This window comes from Roseateles sp. GW821-FHT09H11 (assembly GCF_059415845.1).
The window spans coordinates 340,690-358,120 of sequence record NZ_JBWKOA010000008.1 but is presented as its reverse complement, the minus strand read 5'-3'; the positions used below and the strand labels follow the sequence as shown (position 1 = coordinate 358,120).

Genomic DNA, 17,431 nt, shown 5'->3' with positions numbered 1-17,431 from the left:
AGGCAACGCATGACAACGCTGTCAACGGGTCGATTGACATCGTTGTCATTTTGCTCACTATCATTTACCCGTAGATCGGACCGCGCCCCACAACATCAGGAGACAAGCGCATGCAGCCCATCCAGGACATCCTCATCGTCGGCGGCGGCACGGCCGGCTGGCTGACCGCCGCGTTCCTCGCGCGACAGCTCGGCACCACGCACGGCGGCGTCCGCATCACGCTGGTGGAGTCCAGCGACATCGGCATCATCGGCGTGGGCGAAGGGACCTTCCCGTCGATCCGCGGCACGCTGTCGGCGATCGGCATCGCCGAGGCGGAATTCCTCGAGGCCTGTTCGGCGACGTACAAGCAGGGCATCCGTTTCGAGCATTGGGTGCGGCCGCCGGGGACGCCCGGCGCCGATCACTACTTCCATCCGTTCAGCCAGCCGAGCCAGCGCCCCGGCGCGCCGGAACTGCTGCCGTACTGGCTGATGGGCGAGGCCGGCGAGGGGCGCGCGTTCGCGGAGGCGGTGACCTTGCAGAAGGCGGTGGCCGATGCCCGGCATGGACCGAAACGCGCGAGCGACGGGGACTTCCTCGGGCCGCTGAACTATGCGTATCACTTCGACGCGGGGCGCTTCGCCGCGCTGCTGGCGGAGCACGGGCAGGCGCTCGGCGTGAAGCGCGTGATCGCGACGGTGGATCGCGTGGACCTTGATGAACAGGGCGCGATCGCCGCGGTGCACACGAAGGAGGCCGGCACGCTGACGGCCGGGCTCTATGTCGATTGCAGCGGCTTCCGCGCGCGGTTGATCGGCGAGGCGCTGGGTTCACCGTTCAAGTCGATGAGCGACGTGCTGTTCGTCGACAGCGCGCTCGCGATGCAGGTGCCGTATGCGAAGCCCGATGCGCCGATCGCGTCGTACACGATCGCCAGCGCGCAGGACCACGGCTGGATCTGGGACATCGGGCTGCAGGAACGCCGCGGGATCGGTCACGTCTACAGCAGCCGGTACTGCGACGACGACGAGGCGGAACGCGCGCTGCGGCGCTACATCGGCCCGGCGTCGGACGCGCTGACGCCGCGCAAGCTCGCGCTCAACATCGGCTACCGCGAGACGCAGTGGGTGAAGAACTGCGTGGCGGTCGGCCTGTCGGGTGGCTTCCTGGAGCCGTTGGAGTCGTCGGGCATCGGGCTCATCGAGACGGCGGCCTATCTGATCGGGCAGCTGTTCCCGTTCAACGGCGACACGGCGCCGGTGGCGAAGCACTTCAACGCGTTCATGAAGGAACGCTACGCGCGGATCGTCGACTTCATCAAGCTGCATTACGGACTGACGCGGCGCACGGACACCGCGTTCTGGCGCGACAACGCGGATCCGGCGTCGTTCACGGATTCGCTGAAGGAGAAGCTCGCGATGTGGCGCTGCCGGCCGCCGCAGCGGCTGGACTTCATCACCGACGTCGAGATGTACCTGCCGGCGAGCTGGCAGTACGTGCTCTACGGGATGGAATTCGAGACCCAGCTCGGGACCGGCGCCGCCGCGCTGATGCGCAGCGAGGAGGCCCGGCGGGAGTTCGCGACGATCGCGCAACTCGGCGCGCATGCGCTGCGGGATCTGCCGCCGCATCGGGTGTTGATCGAGCAGCTCCTCGCGCGGACGGGGCGGCGGGCCGCCTGACGCCTCGTCGCGACGACAGGGCTCGGGCGCTCGAAGCGCTCAGGGCTTCTTGAGGCGCGGCGCGGTGGTTGTGCCGAGCACCGCGGTGGAGTCGCGCACGACCAGTTCATGCGGCAGGACGCGGTGCCGGGGCTTGGCGGCCTCGTCGGCTTCCGCATCCGGCTCGGCATCGCGCGGCGCGCCGATCAGCAGGTCCACGGCGACGCGCGCCATGTCGTCCATCGGCTGGCGCACCGTCGTCAAGGGCGGCCACACGCGCGCGGCGGCGGGTGTGTCGTCGAAGCCGGCGATCGAGAGATCGCCCGGCACCGCCAAGCCGAGGCGCTGCGCCGCGGCGAGCACGCCCAGCGCCATGTCGTCGTTGCTCGCAAAAACCGCGGTCGGACGCTGGCGACGGCTCAGCAGCTGATAGGCGGCCTCGACACCGGCGTCGAAGGTGAAGTCGCCCTGCACCACCAGGTCCTTGTCCAGCGGCAGCTTGTGCGCCTTCAACGCGGACAGGTAGCCCTGGTACCGGCGCTTGGAAGCGACCTGCTCCTTCGCCCCCTTGATGATCGCGATGCGGGTGTGACCCAGGCTGATCAGCAGGTTGGTGATCTCCTCGGCGGCGTGGACGTCGTCCATGCGGACGCTCGGGTGGTCGGGCTGGTCGGCGGCGGGGGAGATCAGCACGCAAGGGGTCTGGCTCTCGCGCAAGGCGGCCAGGACCTGGGGGTGGTCGCACAGCGGGGGCGTGAGGATCATGCCGTCGGGGCGCAGCGCGGAGACCATGCGGTCGACCTGCATCGCGAGGTCGGGCGCGTCGTTGTGGAGGGACTCGACGACCAGGTGGTAGCCGGCCTCGCGGCAGCGCAGCGTCGCGCCTTGCTGGACACCGCCGACGAAGGCCGCGGACGGGTCGTAGTACAGCAGGCCGATCAGGAAGGAGCGGCCGCCGGCGAGGCTGCGGGCGGATTGCTTCGGGCGATATTTGAGGTCGGCGACGACCTTCAGGACCGCCTCGCGGGTTTCCGTGTGGACGCCGGGCTCCTGATTCAGGACCCGGGATACCGTCTTGATGGAGACCCCCGCTTCTCGGGCAACGTCGATGATGGTGGCGGGTTTACGTGGCGGCATATGGGTCCGGAAGGCTCGCCCGACTTTGCCATAGGGAAACGGTCAGCGTGGGAGGGGAGCCCCGGAGCACCTCAGCACCGCTCGCCGACCCCGCAGGAGAGGACTCGGCCACGCAAGCGCGACCCCGGTTTGGACCTCACGGTCCAAACCATTCGAGTCCTCCCGTGATGTCCCCCGGACATCACTTCCTGGGCCTCAGAATGAGAAAAGCCGGCTAGAAGCCGGCTTTTCAGATTTGGTGCCCAGGAGAGGACTCGAACCTCCACGGAGTTACCCGCTAGTACCTGAAACTAGTGCGTCTACCAATTCCGCCACCTGGGCTTTCAGGATTTCTTCCCCGTCACAACTTCCGTTGCAGCGAGGAATCGGACTTTAGCATGGTTTTGAACACTGACAAGCGATTCAACCACCCCAACTCACTTTTCCAAGACGGGCGTGCGGATCCCACAACACCTGTACTCTCCTCGCCCAATCCAGCATCCCCGGCTCCACCCGCTCCCAATGCGCCCGATACGCCGCCTGCAGTTGAGGCCCGACCCCATGCTCCGCACTGATCGATCCACCCAGCTCCGCGATCAGCGCGTACAGGCCCTCGCGCAGGGTCATTTCTTGCTCCGGCGTGAGCGCGCCGGCCGTCGCCGGCCACACCATGTTGAAGTGCATCCCGCCATCGCCCAGGTGGCCGAAGTCGGCCAGCCGGACCTGCGGGAAGCGCTCGGCCAGCCACGCCGCCCCGCGCTCGCGGAACGCCATGAAGTGCTTGCGCGGCAGCGAGAGATCGAGCCCGATCACCTTGCCCTGCACCCGCAGTCCTTCGCTGATGCGATGGCGCAGTCCCCAGATCGCCTCGTCGGCATCGAGCACGGCATCGCGCACCCGTCCGGATTCGAACTCGCCCTCGAGCCAGCCCTGCAGCAGTCCGTCGAGCGCAAGTTGATCCGCCGGCAGCTCGCTGCTGAGTTCGATCAGCATGGCGTAGTCCGGCAGTTGCCCTTCGAACCAGCGCGCGCCATCCTGGCCATGCAACCCGGCCTCGAGCGCCGCGCGGCTGATGCCTTCGAAGGCCGAGACCAGCCCGCCCCAACGCTGCATCACGTCGGCGTACAGCGGGAACACCTCGGCCAGCGATGCCGGCGCCACCAGCGCCACGGCCCGCTGGCGCGGCAAGGGCGCGAGCTTGATCGTCACCTCGCTGACCAGCCCCAGGCTGCCGGACGAGCCGATGAAGAGCTGGCCCAACGCCAGCGCCGAGTTGTCCTTCTGCAGCCCCTGCCCCAGACGCAAGACCTGACCCGCCGGCTCCGCCAGCACGACCTCCAGTGCCAGCGTGTTGGCGCGCACGTCACCGTAGCGCAGCATCCGCGTGCCGCCGGTGTTGTGAGCGACCATGCCGCCGATTGACGGATCGGCGCTGAGGTCGACGGGGAACCACAGGCCGTGCGGCTCAAGACGCTCGTTGATCTCCGACAGCCGGAAGCCCGACGACACGCGCAGCGTGCGATCGAGCAGGTCGAGTTCGAAGACCTCGCGCAGCCGCTCGGTGCTGAGCAGCACCTCGCCGTGCGCATCATCCGGCGTGCCCGCGCGGACCAGCCCGGTGTGCGCGCCCTGCACCACCACACGAAGCCCGCAAGCGGCCGCGAGCGCCAGCACGCGCGCCGCCTCGTCGCGACTGCCCGGACGCACGAGCGCGGCGGCCCGCCCCGCGGCATAACGCGCCGGTTGCAGGAAGCGCGGCTCGATGTCCGCGCCCACCTGGACGAATGCTTCGCCGCAGACGGCGATGGCCTCCGCCAGGAAGCCGCCGGCCTGGAAGCTCAGCACGCCGCGGCCTCGCCCGTCGTGTCGGCGTCCTTGGCCGCGCCCGCCGTCATCTTGAAGATGCCGGTCGCGTTGCCCGCGTCGAAGGCCAGGTCCAGCGCACCGGACTCATCGAGCGGCGCGCGCTGGATGAATTCGTGGAAACTGCCCGGCACTTCGAGCATCACGCGCTGGCCGCGATCGAGGAACTCGCGCATCACGCGCGCCGCCTTGAACGCGGTCTGGCGCACGCGCCCGGTCGCGGAGGTCTCGATCGCGTCCTTCACCGGCCGGTCGAGCGCGCGCTGCGCCGCAACCACCGACTCGATGTCGGCCACGCGATCGGTCGCGTGGTTGAAGGCGTTGCCTTCGGTCGCAATCCAGGCCATCTCGGCCGACTCGGCGAGCAGCACCTGGTAGTCGTCCGCCTCGAACAGCGCATGCTGCCGCGCGAAGCAGCCGACCAGCTGGGGAAGGAGCGCCACCGCGGACGCCGTCGGCAGATCGCCGTCGCGCGCGAGCTGTTCCAGCAGCGCCAGATCGCCCGGTGTCAGCGGATCCTGCGACGTCGCCAGCACCCGCGTCACCGCGCCCTGGAAACTGCCGGAGAAGCGCTCCGGATGCAGCTCCGAGACGAAGAACTGCGCGATGTCCTCGGGGAAGTCGGCGTGGCGCCAGGCGCGGCCGGTCATCTTCAGGCGCGGCAGCGGATACGTCGCCGCCATCGTGAAGCCCAGCGGACGCAGCACGCGCGTGATCGCGGCCTCGCCCGGCGGCAGCGCGCCGGACGGCCACGCCACCGTGCGCAGCGCGCCGTGGTCGAAGACCAGCTGTTGCCCGTCACGCTGCAGGTCGGCCACGTAGGCCGCGGCCATCGGCACGCGATCGGTGACGTCGAGGAAGAGCGCCATGTTCAGCGCCTGCGCCAGCTCGGCGCGCGACACGCGCTCGCCCGCGGGACGCCGCAGGCCCGGCACCACCTGCACGCGGGCGAAGGCGGCGGAGGCCGCCTCTTCGCCGAGCGCGGCTCTCAACACCTGGAAGACGCCGCTGCCGGCGGCTTCGGCCACGCGGGCCTTCAATTCCGCCGTCAGATCAGACATCGAACTTCACACCCTGCGCCAGCGGCAGCTCGCGCGAATAGTTGACCGTGTTGGTCGTGCGGCGCATGTAGGCCTTCCACGCGTCCGAGCCGGATTCGCGGCCGCCGCCGGTCTCCTTCTCGCCGCCGAAGGCGCCACCGATCTCCGCGCCCGAGGTGCCGATGTTCACGTTGGCGATGCCGCAATCGGACCCGCTGGCGCTGACGAAGGTTTCGGCTTCCCGGATGTCGTTGGTGAAGATCGCCGAGGACAGGCCCTGCGGCACGTCGTTCTGCAGCGCGATCGCCTCGTCCAGCGTCTGGTACTTCAGCGTGTACAGGATGGGGGCGAAGGTCTCGTGCTTCACGATGGCCGACTGCGCCGGCATGCGGACCAGCGCCGGCACCGCGTAGAACGCCTCCGGATACTGGGACGCCAACGCGCGTTCGCCGCCGCTGACCTCGCCGCCTTGTTCACGCGCGGCGGCCAGGGCCGATTGCATCGCGTCGAAGGCGGCCTTGTCGATCAGCGGGCCAATGAGGTTGCCGGGCTCGACCGGGCTGCCGATCTTGAGCTGCGCGCGGGCGCGGTCCAGGCGGGCGACGAGCTCGTCATGGATCGCTTCATGCGCGATCACGCGGCGGGTCGTCGTGCAACGCTGGCCGGCCGTGCCGTAGGCGCCGAACAGGATGCCGCGCACGGCGAGGTCCAGGTCCGCGCTCGGCGTGACGACGATGGCGTTGTTGCCGCCCAGCTCCAGCAGGCAGCGGCCGAAACGCGCCGCGACGCGCGGGCCGACCGCGCGGCCCATGCGCGTCGAGCCGGTCGCGGAGACCAGCGCCACGCGCGCATCGTCGACCATCGCTTCGCCGACACCGGCGCCGCCGATCAGGACCTGCGACAGGAACTTCGGCGCGCCTTCATAACGGGCGACGGCCTTCTCGAACAGCGCCTGCGTGGCGAGCGCCGTCAGCGGGGTCTTCTCGCTGGGCTTCCAGACGCAGGTGTCGCCGCAGACCAGCGCGAGCGCCGAGTTCCAGGCCCACACCGCGACGGGGAAGTTGAACGCCGAGATGATGCCCACCACGCCCAGCGGCAGGTACTGCTCCATCATGCGGTGGCCGGGACGTTCGCTGGCGATCGTCAGGCCGTGCAGCTGACGCGACAGGCCGACGGCGAAGTCGCAGATGTCGATCATCTCCTGCACTTCGCCTTCGCCTTCGCTGGTCACCTTGCCGGCTTCCAGCGAGACCAGGCGGGCCAGTGCCGCCTTGTTGGCGCGCAGCTCCTCGCCGAACAGGCGCACGAGTTCGCCGCGCTTGGGCGCCGGCACGGTGCGCCAGGCCAGGAAGGCCTGCTGCGCGTTCGCGATCGCGGCGGTCATGTCGGCGGCCTTGGCCTCGTGGACCGCGCCGATCACGGCGCCGTCGATCGGGCTGCGGACGGTCATGGAGCCGCCGGTGACGGCGGCGGCCGGCACGCCCAGGGCGGCCAGCAAGTCGGTGGTGGTGGAAGTCATCGGGGAATTCTCCTTCAGCCGTTCAGGCGGGTCGTGCGATGAGCCGATCGAATCGATCGATCAACCAATCGATTCAACCTGACGCGACTGCTGATACGCCTTGCCGAAGCGATTCGCGAGGAAATCGGGCAGCGCCACTTCTTCCTGACGGACGAAGCCCGACTGCGGCAGCTTGCCTTCGCGGAACAGGTCGACCGCGGCGCAGATGCCGGCGGCGGTGGTGATCTGGATCGCCGACAGCGGCTGCACGCCGTCGCGCTCCGCGAAGATCTTGCGGGCGAAGACTTCCTGCATCAGCACGCCGTTCTTCATGCCCGACACGGTCACGAACACAAGCACCACGTCCTGCATCGTCGCGGGCATGCTCTTGCGCATGATGTCCTTGAGCTTCTCCTGGTCGTTCTTCAGCGCCAGGTCGTCCAGCAGGAACATCATCAGGTCGCGATGCCCCGGATAACGGACGGTCTTGTAGTCCAGGTTGCGGACCTTGTTCTCCCAGGTCTCGCACAGCGTGCCCAGGCCGCCGGAGGTGTTGAAGGCCTCGTACTCCGTGCCGTCCAGCGAGAAGTGCTCCAGGCCTTCCAGCGGCAGCGCGGCGATCAGGGCGCCGTCGTGGATCGCCTCGCAGGGATGGCAGTACTCGTTGATCAGGCCGTCGACCGACCAGGTCAGGTTGTACTTCAGCGCATTGGTCGGGAACGCGGGCAGCGCGCCGACGCGCATCTTGACGTCGCTCAGCGAGTCGAAGCGCTTGGCCAGGTGGTGCGCGACGATGCCGATGAAGCCCGGCGCCAGGCCGCATTGCGGCATGAAGGCGGTCTTCGCGCCTTCGGCGATGCGCTTGATCTCCTTGGTCGCGGCCACGTCCTCGGTCAGGTCGAAGTAGTGGCAGCCGGCTTCCAGCGCCATGTGCGCGGCGGTGATGGCCAGATGGTACGGCAGCGCGTTCACGACCACGTCGTTGCCGCGCAGCGCGGCGGCGAGCTGGGCCTTGTCCTCCGTGTCGACGGTCTTCGTCGCGAGGCCCTGGCCGGCCAGCAGCTTCAGCGCGCCGGCGTTCTTGTCCATCACGGTGACCTGATAGTCACCGCTGCCCTGCAGCAGTCGCGCGATGGTCTGGCCGATGTGTCCGGCGCCCAGCAGTGCCACTTTCATGTCGTACTCCTTGTGATCCTGTGCGGATGAGGTTTCAGATGCGATGCGGGCAGTGTCGGAACCTCCGCTGACGAAAGAAAGCACGAGTTCGACGGAAAACAGGTCGATACTGACGATTCGTCAGCCGAATCATTCATTCCGGCGAAAACGAGGGTTTATCCCGAGCACTCCGTCACAGCCTGTCGAAGGCCCCGCCCATGAATGCCAGGAAGACCGCGCCCGAGCCGGCGTCCGAATCGCTCCCCTCGTCGCCCGCGACCCTGCGCGACCGGACCGACCGCGACCTGATCGCGCTGCTGCAGGCGAATGCGCGGGAAAGCACCGCCGACCTTGCACGCAAGTTGGGCGTGGCCCGCACCACCGTGGTGGCGCGGCTGGCGCGCCTGGAGGCCGAGGGGTTGATCGCCGGCTACACGGTGCGTCTGGGCGGCGAGGCGGTCGAGCGCGGCGTACAGGCCTTCGTCGGCATCACGGTGCAGCCCCGCGCCGGGCGCGAGGTGGTGAAGCGACTCTCGCGACTGCCCGAGTTGCGCCAGCTCGCGTCGGTCAGCGGCGAGTTCGACTACATGGCCACGCTGCGCGCCGACAGCACGGCGCGACTGGATGCGCTGCTCGACGAGATCGGCGACATCGAGGGCGTGATCAAGACGCACACCTCGGTGCTGCTGGCGCTCCGGGTGGACCGGAGCGCGTGACGCTCGCCGCGGGAAGCTCGCGGCGTGAAGCGCGCGTGAGCCCGGCCGCGCGGACCATGTCGGTCTCGTGATGCGTGAGTAACGTCATGTTTTCGACGCCCGCGCCCGTCAACGCGCCGAGCTGGCACGCCGTTTGCAATTCATGAGTCGCCAGCTCAAGGAGCGCACCATGTCGAAGCCCACCGTCACCGCCAAGTACGTCCCGCCGATCTTCGTCGGCATGAAGGCCCTCGCGATCCTCGCGGTGGCCTGGGGCGCGGTCTATCCGTCGCTGCTGTGGGGTCTCGGCGCCGTGCTCCCCTGAGCGCCGCGGCGACCTCCACGTCCACCGGAGTTCCGCCATGAAAGCCCCTGCCCGTCTCCACGGCGCCGCACCGCCGGTGCCCGCGCAGCCGCCCATTGCCGCCCACCGCTGGCGGCGCCTGCTGCTGCCCGCGATCGGCATCGCCGTCGCGGTGCTGGCCCTGCTGGCGGCCATGGCGTGGCTCGACCATGCCGAAGGCGATCTGCGCCAGGTCCAGGCCCCGACCGGAGAGCCGGCCGCCACGACGCCGGCTTCTCCCGCATTCCAGCTGTCCGCGACAAGGGTCTCTTGATCCGCCAGGCACTGGTGATGTCCTCCCGGCAGGCGCATAGTCCGCGCCGCAAAGGAGCGACTTCACCATGTGGGCACTCATCCTCGGACTGATCCTCTTCCTCGGGCCGCATTCGGTCCGCATCGTCGCGCCGGCCTGGCGCGACGCCCGCCTCGCCGCCTGGGGCGAGAAACGCTGGAAGCTCAGCTACACCGCCCTCTCCGTGATCGGCCTGCTGCTGATCATCTGGGGCTACGGGCAGGCGCGGCTCGATCCGCACCCGCTGTGGGCGACGCCTCGCGGCATGAACCATCTGGCCGGGCTGCTGATGCTGCCCTCGCTGATCCTGCTGGCGGCCTCGCAGGTGCCCCGCAACCACATCAAGGCGAAGCTGCATCACCCGATGCTGCTGTCCGTGAAGCTGTGGGCCTTCGGTCACCTGCTGGCCAACAACACCGTCGCGGACCTCGTGCTGTTCGGCGCCTTCCTGGCCTGGGCGATCCTGGACTTCCGATCGGCCCGGCGCCGTGGCGCTCCGCCGCCGCCCGCGGGGACCGCCACGGGGACGGCGATCTCGGTCGCGATCGGCGTGGTCGCCTGGATCGCGCTCGTCATGGGGCTGCACCGGCTGATCATCGGCGTCAGTCCCTTCCCGACGATGGGATGAAGGAAGCGCCCTGGGCGGGCGCTTCCTGTCTGCTCAGAGGCTGCGCTTGCGCTGCAGGACCAGCAGCCAGAAGCACAGGCCCGCGATCACCAGACCGCCGACGAACTGCGGATGCCAAGCGGCTTGCAGCACCTGCGGCAGCCCCTCCCGGGCGTAGTCCGGGAAGCGGTAGAGCATGTCGAAGAAGTCCTGCATGTTGAGATGCCCCTCGCGGTCCGAGTCGATCACCAGCCTGGTCCCGGTCTGGACCAGCGATGCGCCGACCCCGGCGACCTGCGTGATCAGCGCGTTGCGCAGCACCTCGGCGGCGGTTTCGTTCTTGTAGATGTTGAGGAAGGCCGCGACCGCGATGACGAGCAGCGGCGCGCCCCAGCGCTTGAGCCAGGCCGAGGCCGCCATCAGCGCGAGCACGATCGGCGAGAGCCAGAGCGCGGCGAGTACCAGCCCGACGGCCAGCCGCAGCCCGAGCCACAAGGTGGCCGCAAAGAGCGCCGACCACTGCGTCTGCTGCAGCGCGGCCAGGCCGAATTCCTTGAACGCCATCGCCGACCCGACGATCGCGCCGCCGACCAGGGCCAGCAGCGTGGCGACGACGGGCACCAGGATGCCGTGGGCAACGATCGGCGCGCCGATGCTGGCCGCATGGCTGCCGGGCAGCGAGGACCAGAACTCGATCGAGCGGTCCTGCTGGTCGCGGCGGGCCAGGCCCATCAGCTGGTAGACGGACACGGCCAGGGCCAGCGCCAGCACCAGGCCGACGGTCAGCAGGCCGGCGATCAGCGCCACCGGCTCGGGGCTCGGCACGTCGATGCCATCCACCTGGCTGAACGGCACCAGCGCCAGCAGCACCAGCACGGGCGCCAGCACCAGGCCGATCCAGGCCCGCTTGTATTGCAGCCACTCGCGCAGCAGCAGCGTGTTGAAGAGCGTCATGGGAGGGTCCTTGGTAGAGGGGCTATCAGGCTTCGGTGGCCTGGCGCTCGGGCTTGCGGGTCAGCGCCATGAACAGGTCGACCAGGCTGGGGCGCACGCGCTGGCCCAGATGCGCGACGGCATCGGGCGGCACGCCGTCGAAGAGCGCGGCGGGCCGGCCCTGGACGCGGTAGCGCAGCAGCGGATGGTTGGCGGCGACCAGCTCGGCGGCGTCGGGGTCATGGGACAGCGCGACGAAGCGCTCGTCCATCTCCGCCAGCGAGATGTTCAGCACCAGCTTGCCCTCGTCGAGCATCAGCACGTCGGACAGCAGGGTCTCGACCTCCTCGACCTGGTGGGTGGAGATGAGCACCGAGCGCTCGCCGTCGCACCACTCGTCGATGAGCATCTCGTAGAAGCTCTTGCGCGACATCACGTCCAGGCCGAGCGTCGGCTCGTCGAGGATCATCAGCTTCGCGTCGATGGCCGCGATCAGCGCCAGGTGCAGCTGCGTGACCATGCCCTTGGAGAGCTGCTTGACCTTGTCGTTCTCGGTGACCGAGGTGCGCTTGAGCAGTTGCCGGGCGCGGTCGGCGGAGAACGCGGGCTGCAGGCCGGCCATCAGCCGGATCAGCTCGGAGACCTTGGCCCAGCGCGGCAGCACGGCCACGTCGGGGATGTAGCAGAGCGAGGTCAGGAGCTGGGCGCGGTCCGCATGCGGATCCAGGCCGAGCACGCGGAGCTCGCCTTCGGCGCGCTTCAGGCCGACGAGGGTCTTCATCAGCGTGGTCTTGCCGGCGCCGTTGTGGCCGAGCAGTCCGACGACGCGGCCGGCGGGGATGGTGAAGGTCAGGTCCTGCAGCGCGGCCTTGCGACCGTAGTTCAGGCTCAGGTGGCTGGCCTCGATGAGCGTCTTCATGCGTCCTCCCAATTCAGGTCCTGGGGCCGGAGGCCCAGGCGGCGAAGTTTCTCCCGCAACCGGGGCCATTCCTCCTGGAGGAACTGCTCGCGCTCGGTATGCAGCAAGCGGATGCGGGCGCCGTCGCGGACGTACATGCCCAGGCCGCGGCGGCTCTCGACGAGGCCCTCGTCGACGAGGGCCTGCAGCGCGCGGCTGACGGTCAGCGGGTTGATGAGGTACTGACTGGCGAGCGTGCGCACGGATGGCAGCGCTTCGCCTTCGGGGGGATCGCCGTCGAGCAGCTGCGACGCCAGTCGGTCGGCGAGCTGCTGATAGATCGGCGCTTGATCGTTCCAGCTGTGCATGACGCGAGGCGCGGAAGCGCCGGTGTGTTGCTGATGTAGCACACCATATCAAGCGCCCCCGTTCTCCCCTAGCGGGGGGCGACAGACTGCAGAAAGGGGGGGATGAAGCGGGAGGCTGCCCGGCCAGCTTGTCGCTGTCATCGAGCGCCATGGGAGCCTGCCCCTGCAGGAGCATTGCGCCCTAAGAAGGCGCCAAGCCTGCGCCACATCGACGCGGTGGAGTTCGTCCCGCTCGATGCCCGTCAGGGCCATTCGATCGTCGTTCACATGCACGATGCGGGCGTCGAGCGAGCGGGGTCACACTCGCCAGCGAAGGCCTCGAGCAATCGCCCCGCCAGACGCAGTCGACGTCCGGTACCGCGTCGCGGCGATCTGACGCTGGCCGCCCAGCAGGCCCCTGATCGCCCGAGGTTCGCGAGCGACTGCAAGGTCTGCGCCGAGCCTTCGGCCCGCACCGCGCGGGCCCAGTCCCGGAGGCGCTCCGCGCAGGGCGCATCCCCCGTCCGGCCCTTCCCGTCAGGTCTGCAGGGTCGTGGCGCGTGCGCCGCGACCAGCCGCTCGACCGACACGAGGTCCTGAAGCCGGCGCCCGTTGGAGGCCTGCCAGGCAAGCAGCCGCAGCACGATCAGCCATGGCACTGTCGCCACCGGCCAGCACCCCGCGACCGTCGATCGAGGCAAGGCCCGCTCGACGGCCTCCTCGAAGCCGCTGACCGACATGGGCCGCAGCCCGGGCCTGCCCCAGTCGACCCGTCCTGCTCGGCCGATGGGTCCGCACGGCACCAGATCCACCGGCAATCCCTGGGCGCTCAGCAAGCGAAACGGGAGCCGGGTGTCCACCTCGGCACGCAGCGCCCGCGCCAACGCGTCGCGCAGTTCGAGCAGGTCCGGGAGATCCCGTGCCCACACGGCAAGGTCGAGATCCGCCAGGGCGGGCAGCGGTCGGACCGGCGTGTGCGGCCGGTGCAGGCGATCCGCCACCGACCCCACGATCGCCCAGCGCCGCGTCGCCAGAACGGGGGCCAGGCACGCGAGCACGTCGGCGATGCTCATCACGCGATGCCGTCGAGCGACGCGGGCACCGGCACCGCCATCGGCTCGGACTCGATACCGAGCGCCCGGCCCGCGAGCCGCAGCAGGCGCGACCACTTCGGACAGGCCGCTGGCGGCGGCTCCGCGCTCAGGCGCTCCCATTCGCGGACCGCTCGGGGCCGAGCGCCGGGCTCGGCCGACAGGGCCACGCACCGTCCCAGACGCAGGAGCTTCAAGTCGTCGGCGCCGAATGCCCCGGACCACTGCACCGCCTCCTCCCCCGCCGACGCGTACGCGGGATCGCGCTGCGTGGCCGCGGCGATCCGCTCGGACGGCAGCGGCCTGGCCAACCTGAACACCGCGGATTCGCCGATGCGCCACGGCGCCAAGTCGAAGTACGGCAGCAAGGACGCCATGGAGGCGGCGATCCATGGGTGGAAGGGGCTGAAGAAGTCCTGCTGCACGACCACGGACACGCCGGGGATCAGCTTCGCGAACCAGGACGACAGCAGGTGGGCATGCAAGGCCTGACTCTTGGCGAGATCGATCACGCAGAGCTCGATCGGCGCGTCGATGCGGCCGACCCGCGTCACATCGCCCGCACGCACCTCGACGTGGCGCAGATCCGCGCCGACCTTGTCCAGGAAGAGATCAAGAAAACTCTCCCCGCGGGCCCTCGGCTGCCCCACCCGCGCGAGCGCCTTCTGCACGTACGCGTCCGCGACGACGAACCGGTCCAGGGCCACGATGGGTTTGCAGGAACCGTCCGGATCGCGCGCCCGCGCCGACGCCGGCAGCCCGGCGAGCAAGGCCCGGGTAGAGGCGCCCAGGAAGCTGCCCGCGTCGACGATCCGCCCGCGGCCGGACCCGCGTGCGGCGAGCTGACCGAACAGCCAGGCCTCGGCCTCGCAGATGAACGCGCCCGGCAGGTAGGCGCCCCCGTCCGCTCGGTCCGTTCCATCCATCCCGCCCGGATCCGGCGCGAGGCGACCGTGCGCCAGGCCGCACACCGAGAGGAAGTCAGCGCGATCCATGCGCCTCCAAATGTCGCGTCGTCCAGGCGACGACCTCGTCGATCACGGCCTGCCGGGCCGCGACGTCGCCACCCGCCGCCAGCAGCCGGTTCCAGCCCTCCTGAAGCATCGGCCAGGGCGCCAGACCGCCGCGCATCACCAGCACCGGGAACGCGCTGGACCAGCGCCGCTCCATCCGGTAGACCGCCTGGACGCAGCGACGCAAGGCGTCGTCCTGACGCATCGACGCCAAGGCGGGCAAGGCGCGCTCGGCGCCCGATCCCGCGGCGGTGACCGCCAGGCGGCCCGCGCTGCGCCCCATCGCCTCGATGCGCTCGCGCTCCGCCTGGGCCCAATCCGGCGGGGTCGCGGGCGCGGGCGCCAGGAAGCGCCGCCGCGCCGCCGCCATCAGCGGCGCGACCCGTCCCTCGGTGTCGACGAGCAGGCGCCCGGTGGCGAGGATCTCCAACCGGATGTTGTTGTTGCCGACGGCCCGCTGATGCGCGCCTTCGTGCAGCGATTCGAAGGATTCGTGGATCACGTCGAAGGCCTGGCCCGCGTAGGCTTCGCTGCACTGCGACGGCGGCCCGTCGGTGACCAGCAGTAGGTCGACATCGCTGGCCGGCGTGGCGTCGCCCCGCGCGCGAGAACCGAAGAGCACGACCGCTTCCACCGGGACCGCATCAGCACGCTGGGCCAGGAAACGCCGCACCAGCGCATCCTCCTCGGCCGCGCAGGTCGTGCCGCAAGAGGGACCTGGGGGACCAGACGAGCCGGAAGGGCCGCAGGGGCTGGAAGGGCAAGAAGAGACAGAAGCGTCCGTCATCGCATGGCCTCGCGGGCGAAAAGCTCCGCGGCCGAGTCGTCGGCCACCGCGCCGGCCAGCGTCAACAGCCCCGCCAACGCCAACGCGGCCGCGCCGGCATCGCCGGCACGGCCGAACGCTTCCTGACGCGTCGACCTCCACCAGCCGTCGACGAAGCCCAAGGCCGCGAGCGCCATGCGCCGCAGCCGTTGCTCGGCCACGCGATCGCCATTCAATCGCGCGGCGCGCAGGCCCACGACCAGGGCCACGGCACGTCCCGCGCTCGTGCCGCCGGGCGCCTGCCCGGTGCGCGCGATCCCGCCCCAATTGGCCGTGCCAGGATCGGACAGGCGCTGGTGGCGGCCGACCCACTCGGCCAGGATCAACGCGAAGTCCACCATCGCCGCATCGCCCAGCCGCTCACCTGCTGCCACCCAGAGCGGCACGTGTGCAGCCGCGGTGTCCAGACTCGGCCGGCTGGACACCGTCTGGCGCGCCAGCGCGAACCAGCGTCGGCAAAGCCCGTCGGCGCACTGGCCCGTCTCACCAGATCCCGCGCCCTCGCGGCAGGCCTGCAGGACCTCAGCCAGCGCAGCCGGCGTGAGCCGAGCCTCGTGCGCTGGCACCGTGTCCACGACGGGCGCGACGCTCAGCGACAGCCGCCCCTCCAACGCTTGGCGGATCCGTGCCCGGGCCACGGCGAGCCCCTCGGCCCGCGCGCCCGCATCGGCATCGGCATCGGCATCGGCATCGGCATCGGCATCGGCATCGGCATAGGCATAGGCATAGGCATCGGCATCGGCATCGGCATCGGCATCGGCATCGGCATCGGCATCGGCATCGGCATCGGGCCGATCCTGGCCCAGCCAGCGTCCGGCTCGAACGGCCCGGGCGGCCAGCGCCAGCGGCACTGGCCGGCGGCCGTCGTCGCGCAAGCGTCGATGGACGACGTCCAGCAGGCGGCGCGCGCTGGCGGTCGCTGATACATGCGCCGTCGGTGAGGGATCGGACGTCCCGTCGGCGCCGATCGCGCCGCCCGTGGCCGGATCGGCCAGCGCGACCATGCAGGCGCTCAGGCCACGCAGATCCGCGTGTTGGAACGTCGCCAGGCGGCTTGCGCCCTCCCGGGCCCATCGGCGCGCAGCGTCGAGCACGCGTGGCCTTCGTTCAGATCGCGCGCGAACGCCCGCTCGCCTGCTGCAGCAGCCGCAGCGCCCGGTCGGATTGCCCGCGCCCGATCGCCCATTTGAGCTTGAGCGCGAACTTCTCGCGTGCCGTCACGTAGTTGGGATGCCGGGACTTGTGCTTGAACTTGGCGATCTGCAGCGAGCGGTCGATGCCGCGCAGCAGACGCTGCGTGTCGACCCGGCCATTGACGCGCGCCTGCGCCAGCAAGGCGATGGCCTCGTCGTGGCTGGCGTTGCGGCGGTTGCGCTGCACCCGCGCGAGGTGCCGGCCGCGCGACCCTTGCGCGCCATTGCCCAGCATCAGCGCGCCGGTGAGCCGCACCGAGATCGTGTGGTGCCGAGACCGCTTCATGAAGCCGAAGGCCCTCGGGCGCTTGGCCTGGGTGCGCTGCATGCGCTTGGGTCCGAGCGGGTTGCGCCCCGTTGCCCCGGCGGGAAAGGCCTGGCGGTAAGTCTCCGGGGTCCACGTGAACATCGGGCTGACCAACGCCACGCCGCCCGGCGCCAGCGTCGCGGGGGCCGAGTTCGCGCGGGACTTGCGCGCGGCCACCGACGTCTGGCGCGCCGACAGCACGCGGCGCCGGTAATGCTCCTGGACCTTGCCCTGGTTCGTCGAGGTCCAGGTCAGCGCGTAGCCCAGCGTCTGGTCGTTGCTGACATTGCGCACCAGCGCCAGGTAGGGCGCGTGCCGCGCGAAGCGCCGGTTGGCCGACAGTCCCGGGAACCAGGTGTCGATCGCCGCCTTGAAGCCGACATCGGCAGACGTCGTCAGCCGCAGGCCGGCCGGCGGCACGATCGCCTGGCCGCGCCGGCGGTTGCGGCGCGCGGCCAAGGCCGCGCCCGCTGAGGCGGTCGATGCCGCCGCGGCCAGGCCGCCCAGCATGATCAGCAGGTGGCGGCGCGAGAGCCGGCCGCCACGTCGGGAATCCATCGAATCGTTCATG

18 protein-coding genes and 1 tRNA gene are annotated in these 17,431 nt (G+C 70.1%); 5 read left to right on the top strand and 14 right to left on the bottom strand.

Going from position 1 to position 17,431, the window contains the following annotated elements; translation table 11 throughout:
- Positions 1 to 110 precede the first annotated feature (110 nt).
- Positions 111 to 1,664: a tryptophan halogenase family protein gene (locus AC07PR_RS25740; protein WP_495136991.1), complete on the top strand. Its 1,554-nt coding sequence runs from the start codon at positions 111 to 113 to the stop codon at positions 1,662 to 1,664.
- A gap of 39 nt (positions 1,665 to 1,703) precedes the next feature.
- Here AC07PR_RS25740 and AC07PR_RS25735 read toward each other — a convergent pair whose 3' ends face one another.
- The 6 genes from AC07PR_RS25735 to AC07PR_RS25710 all read right to left on the bottom strand — a co-directional run bounded on the left by AC07PR_RS25735 (position 1,704) and on the right by AC07PR_RS25710 (position 8,336).
- Positions 1,704 to 2,780, bottom strand: a complete 1,077-nt coding sequence (locus AC07PR_RS25735; RefSeq protein ID WP_377159648.1) for a LacI family DNA-binding transcriptional regulator — start codon at positions 2,778 to 2,780, stop codon at positions 1,704 to 1,706.
- 236 nt (positions 2,781 to 3,016) lie between these two features.
- A tRNA-Leu gene (locus tag AC07PR_RS25730) sits at positions 3,017 to 3,101 on the bottom strand.
- Positions 3,102 to 3,182: 81 nt separating this feature from the next.
- Positions 3,183 to 4,604, bottom strand: coding sequence for an FAD-binding oxidoreductase (locus AC07PR_RS25725; RefSeq protein ID WP_495136990.1), 1,422 nt, complete (start codon positions 4,602 to 4,604; stop codon positions 3,183 to 3,185).
- Complete coding sequence (locus AC07PR_RS25720; protein ID WP_377159644.1) at positions 4,598 to 5,683, bottom strand: 2-oxoadipate dioxygenase/decarboxylase family protein; 1,086 nt, start codon at positions 5,681 to 5,683, stop codon at positions 4,598 to 4,600. Before AC07PR_RS25720 ends, AC07PR_RS25725 begins: the two co-directional genes overlap by 7 nt.
- Positions 5,676 to 7,181 (bottom strand): L-piperidine-6-carboxylate dehydrogenase, encoded by a 1,506-nt coding sequence (gene amaB / locus AC07PR_RS25715; protein ID WP_495136989.1) that lies wholly within the window; start codon positions 7,179 to 7,181, stop codon positions 5,676 to 5,678. The genes AC07PR_RS25720 and amaB overlap by 8 nt, the downstream gene beginning before the upstream one ends.
- Before the next feature lie 60 nt (positions 7,182 to 7,241).
- Positions 7,242 to 8,336, bottom strand: a complete 1,095-nt coding sequence (locus tag AC07PR_RS25710) for a saccharopine dehydrogenase family protein (RefSeq protein WP_495136988.1) — start codon at positions 8,334 to 8,336, stop codon at positions 7,242 to 7,244.
- 197 nt (positions 8,337 to 8,533) lie between these two features.
- On the opposite strand from AC07PR_RS25710, the gene AC07PR_RS25705 reads away from it, so the two are divergent.
- The 4 genes from AC07PR_RS25705 (at position 8,534) to AC07PR_RS25690 (ending at position 10,273) form a co-directional block, all read left to right on the top strand.
- The gene (locus AC07PR_RS25705; protein WP_495136987.1) at positions 8,534 to 9,031 is read left to right on the top strand and encodes an Lrp/AsnC family transcriptional regulator; all 498 of its coding nucleotides are present in this window, start codon (positions 8,534 to 8,536) and stop codon (positions 9,029 to 9,031) included.
- Positions 9,032 to 9,200: 169 nt separating this feature from the next.
- A complete protein-coding gene (locus AC07PR_RS25700) occupies positions 9,201 to 9,335 on the top strand; it encodes a hypothetical protein (RefSeq protein WP_483108016.1) in 135 nt (44 codons plus the stop codon).
- Between the two features lie 37 nt (positions 9,336 to 9,372).
- Positions 9,373 to 9,627: a hypothetical protein gene (locus AC07PR_RS25695; RefSeq protein ID WP_495136986.1), complete on the top strand. Its 255-nt coding sequence runs from the start codon at positions 9,373 to 9,375 to the stop codon at positions 9,625 to 9,627.
- Positions 9,628 to 9,694: 67 nt separating this feature from the next.
- Positions 9,695 to 10,273, top strand: coding sequence for an NnrU family protein (locus AC07PR_RS25690; RefSeq protein WP_483108018.1), 579 nt, complete (start codon positions 9,695 to 9,697; stop codon positions 10,271 to 10,273).
- 33 nt (positions 10,274 to 10,306) lie between these two features.
- On the opposite strand, the gene AC07PR_RS25685 is transcribed toward AC07PR_RS25690, so the two are convergent.
- The 8 genes from AC07PR_RS25685 to AC07PR_RS25650 form a co-directional block, all read right to left on the bottom strand.
- Positions 10,307 to 11,206, bottom strand: a complete 900-nt coding sequence (locus tag AC07PR_RS25685; protein WP_377159632.1) for a hypothetical protein — start codon at positions 11,204 to 11,206, stop codon at positions 10,307 to 10,309.
- A 25-nt stretch (positions 11,207 to 11,231) separates the two neighbouring features.
- On the bottom strand, positions 11,232 to 12,104 hold the full coding sequence (locus tag AC07PR_RS25680) for an ABC transporter ATP-binding protein (protein ID WP_377159630.1): 873 nt from the start codon (positions 12,102 to 12,104) through the stop codon (positions 11,232 to 11,234).
- Positions 12,101 to 12,451 (bottom strand): GntR family transcriptional regulator, encoded by a 351-nt coding sequence (locus tag AC07PR_RS25675; protein WP_377159628.1) that lies wholly within the window; start codon positions 12,449 to 12,451, stop codon positions 12,101 to 12,103. The genes AC07PR_RS25680 and AC07PR_RS25675 overlap by 4 nt, the downstream gene beginning before the upstream one ends.
- Positions 12,452 to 12,714: 263 nt before the next feature.
- Positions 12,715 to 13,503 carry a hypothetical protein gene (locus AC07PR_RS25670; RefSeq protein ID WP_495136985.1) on the bottom strand — a complete coding sequence of 263 codons (789 nt, stop codon included), beginning with the start codon at positions 13,501 to 13,503 and terminating at the stop codon, positions 12,715 to 12,717.
- Entirely contained in the window at positions 13,503 to 14,516 is a 1,014-nt protein-coding gene (locus AC07PR_RS25665; RefSeq protein ID WP_495136984.1) for a hypothetical protein, read from the bottom strand. The genes AC07PR_RS25670 and AC07PR_RS25665 overlap by 1 nt, the downstream gene beginning before the upstream one ends.
- Positions 14,503 to 15,321: a nucleotidyltransferase domain-containing protein gene (locus AC07PR_RS25660; RefSeq protein ID WP_495136983.1), complete on the bottom strand. Its 819-nt coding sequence runs from the start codon at positions 15,319 to 15,321 to the stop codon at positions 14,503 to 14,505. The genes AC07PR_RS25665 and AC07PR_RS25660 overlap by 14 nt, the downstream gene beginning before the upstream one ends.
- Positions 15,318 to 16,364, bottom strand: a complete 1,047-nt coding sequence (locus tag AC07PR_RS25655) for a hypothetical protein (protein ID WP_495136982.1) — start codon at positions 16,362 to 16,364, stop codon at positions 15,318 to 15,320. The genes AC07PR_RS25660 and AC07PR_RS25655 overlap by 4 nt, the downstream gene beginning before the upstream one ends.
- A 103-nt stretch (positions 16,365 to 16,467) precedes the next feature.
- Positions 16,468 to 17,430, bottom strand: a complete 963-nt coding sequence (locus tag AC07PR_RS25650; RefSeq protein WP_495136981.1) for a hypothetical protein — start codon at positions 17,428 to 17,430, stop codon at positions 16,468 to 16,470.
- Between the last annotated feature and the right edge of the window lies 1 nt (position 17,431).